Origin of the sequence: Vibrio sp. M260118 (genome assembly GCF_036533755.1) — a bacterium.
Taxonomy (GTDB): domain Bacteria; phylum Pseudomonadota; class Gammaproteobacteria; order Enterobacterales; family Vibrionaceae; genus Vibrio.
The window spans coordinates 1-3483 of record NZ_JATABG010000362.1; the positions used below are offsets into that span (position 1 = coordinate 1).

3 protein-coding genes are annotated in these 3483 nt (G+C 44.9%); all 3 read right to left on the reverse strand.

The window, feature by feature from the left end:
- A partial coding sequence (locus QTO00_RS16750; protein ID WP_331425799.1) for a DUF882 domain-containing protein occupies positions 1-518 on the reverse strand: 518 nt, incomplete at its 3' end.
- A gap of 181 nt (positions 519-699) precedes the next feature.
- Positions 700-2271, reverse strand: coding sequence for a L,D-transpeptidase family protein (locus QTO00_RS16755; RefSeq protein WP_331425800.1), 1572 nt, complete (start codon positions 2269-2271; stop codon positions 700-702).
- Between the two features lie 108 nt (positions 2272-2379).
- Positions 2380-3456: a DUF1513 domain-containing protein gene (locus tag QTO00_RS16760; protein WP_331425801.1), complete on the reverse strand. Its 1077-nt coding sequence runs from the start codon at positions 3454-3456 to the stop codon at positions 2380-2382.
- Positions 3457-3483: the final 27 nt, after the last annotated feature.

A 3483-nucleotide genomic window follows, 5' to 3' on the forward strand; every position in this document is an offset into this window, starting at 1 on the left:
GTATCGATATGAACAAAATTACTACGTGGGTAATAGCCAACGCCACCAAGCTTAAGCTCACGGGCAACATCTTTAACTTGCTTCAATTTCACGCCATCAAGCCTAAAGTCGATCGCCTGGCCGAGCATATGGTAGCTTTTTTTAGCCACACCATTGGATTTGCTACGTAGTGCTTCATTCGTCGCTGGCGAACGATAACCAGAAATAATCTGCACCTCAGTGTTAACACCGAGCTCTTTTTGAATTTTACTAATGTGGTCAAACAAGCGTTTATCCATTGAGTAAACTTCGTTGCGTCTAAAATCACGGCACAAGTGATTTAAGCGATTAAGCTCTTTGTCAATATAGTTACTGCCATCAAAATAGCAGGTTTCAAGCATTTCTCTTGTATGGAGATTGGTCAATGCTAAAGAGCGAGGTTGATCTGGATAAGATGCCAAAGCAATGCTAGGTGCGCAGCTTGCTACTACTAAGCTGCTTCCAGCCAGCTTAATAAAATCTCGTCGGGATAATGCCACTTTTATATACCTTCACAATTGATGTCCTAACGTGCCGAACGGCGACACTACCGAACTCTAGTGTGAAGTGCAAATGCATAAAACATGCTCAAAGTTAAACATGTTTCAGATTACATTGCTTAACTATTGAACATATTAGAAAAATATTTTTTTAATGCGCCAAGTAAAAAAATGGTAAAAGTTATCCCTTTGTGTAACGAAATCTATCTAAGCGGTAAATGTCTTCCCTATAGTGGACATTTCCTTCCTCGTACCATGCAGTTTGGTAAATGATGTGGACCGGGATTCGACTTTTTAGTGGGATGGCTTGATTAGCAACAACTTCAATACCTTGAGCTTTCTGCGACTCTTTTTCTTCTTCTAACTCCAGACCTTGAGATTCAAGCAAAGTCATCGCAAACAGGTCAGCATTTTCAACCCGGATACATCCAGAGCTAAAGGCTCGCTGTGTTTTCTCGAATAAATTCTTGCTCGGCGTATCGTGTAAATAGATCGCTCTGCGGTTCGGTGTATTGAACTTGTAAAGTCCAAGAGCATTGGCATTGCCAGATAACTGAGTCATGCGATAAGGAAAAGCGCCTGGTCTCAAGTTATCCCAATCAATATCTTCTGGATTGATAACCTCTTCAGAGCCCCATTTAGGAATGATCTTAATATTGTGTCTCGCAAGGTAACCCACATCTTCTTGTACCTTGGGAATGATATCTTCGACCATAATCTTCCAAGGCACGTTCCAAGTCGGATTCAAGATCAGCGAATCAAGCTTAGTATTCATTACTGGGGTCGGTCGCCCTTTGCGACCAACCACAACCTTTGACTGGAACAATTGCTCCCCAGAAGCCCAATACCGCATTTGAAAACTTGGCACGTTAACTACTATGATGGTATCTCTTTGTGCGGGCCAGTAACGGATTCGCTCTGCATTTATAGCTAGGGTCGACAAACGTTTATCAATTGGCAGATTCAGCCACTTAATAGTATCAGGGCCAATGACACCATCTTCTTTTAGTCCGTGAAGCCGCTGAAACTCTTTGACTGCAACATCTAATGTACTATCAAACCAAGTGACGTCTTTGCGCACAGTCATCAGGTTGATATCAACCACCTCAAGGCGCTGCAGCAACACTTCACGGTTACTCAGCTTGTCACCCACTTTTTTAATGCCTAATTGCTGATATTCAGGGAGCGCAAGTTTCTGGAATTTGACTAAATGAAGATAGGTGTCAATAAGATTTTGATACTCTGCTGAATCCGGCGTGTAACGTTCAATAAGGTCACCGAATGAGTGCTGCGCAATAGCCCGACGTACGGCCACCAAAGCACTGTTTGGCGGCAATGGCAAAGCGTTGACCACCTTATTGTTGAAGAACCACTCTTTACCCTCATTACGCGATTTTTCGGCGTAGCTGAGATACATTAGCATGGTATCCGTAGCAAGCACGTCGTACTCATACCAGCGATTACTTTTACGATAGAACTGAAGATAGCTAAGTTGACGAGAAAAGAGAGAGCTAAAGCCAGCATGATGGATCACCTCGAGTTGGAACTCGAGTTTGCTACTCTGCTGTAAATCAAACCAAACCATCTGTGGGCCATTGGTTCGATACAGGTCTTCGACCACGGCTGGATACTGCAATAGGCTATGCAGCTTACTATCAGGCTCTAGCCAGCCAATCTGATTAAAGTACTGCGCGGCAAAACTCGCCGAAGGTGTCAGACAAAGCACCAACAACCATACAGTCCATCTCGCCATCCCTTCATCCTCTGCCATACCCTAAGCTTTAAGTATGGCAGAGTTAAATGGCAAACGTGTGACTTGTTTTTGAAAACCCCGAGGGTATCTCTATTTTTATCAATATTATTAACTAATTACTGACCAGTGGTTGTCCCACTGAATGCCCGATTGATGCACATCCTTATTACCCGGTTGTTTTTGGCTGACAACACCGCCCGCTCCTGAGCTTACTTTAAATCCATTGTCTTGCACTACAACACCGGACGCATCAGGTAGATGAGAAAGCTCAACTAACTTTCTGGAATGCTTAGACCAAATACCGTAGCAGTTACCGCGCGGAGAAGTAGCGAGAATCCAATCCTCTGTTGCAGCAATGCTAGCGATGTAATGGTTAAACCTTGCCCACTGCTCGGGCTCAGCTTCCAAAGGCGTTAACTTGCCCCCTTTGGTATGCATAGCAAGAAGCGATGGATACTCATCAGGCTCTCCGCGATATTGCTGGCCACACAGCACGGTTTCAGAACCATCATGAGCTAAATGTCGGATGCTAAGTTTCTGATCACTCAACCCAGTTTGCTCAACAAGCTCACCATTTCGGTCAAGGTAGCTCAGGCTTGGCGCCATTGTACTCAAGTTAAGTGGTTCTCGACCATTCGTATGAACACCACCCACTCCAATCACTAAACCACCATCAGGCATCACGATCACTTCATGAGGTCCAAGGCCAAATCCACTAAACTCAGCGACTTTTATATATCCAGCAATGACATCGTAAACTCCGATAATGCCACGGCTCGTGCCACGTTCACCTTCAGTTGCATACAACCACTTACCATCGTTAGAGTAAACCCCATGACCATAGTAGTGGCGATTGTCATCCGCAGGGCGAAGCTTAATAGATTCGCCCGTTTGGTAATCAAATACCTGGAAAAAGGCACCAGGACGTCGAGCAAAAGCGACGGCATGCCTTAGTGAAGAATTCGTAGCAACGCCATGCCCACGTGCAGGCAGTGGTACTTGACGAATAGGCATACCATTTTGATCAGCAACCACAGCGCTAAAGCGGTCACGGCCTGAGATAGAGCAGCCAAACAAAGTCGGCGTCGAGTTTTGAGTCGACGTTGAAACACACCCAACTAGCGGGTAAGCCGCCCCAAACATGGCGGCTTTAAGTAACGAACGCCTTGTTTTGTCAGTCACCATCAGTTGCGTTAAACCCTATAATTACTC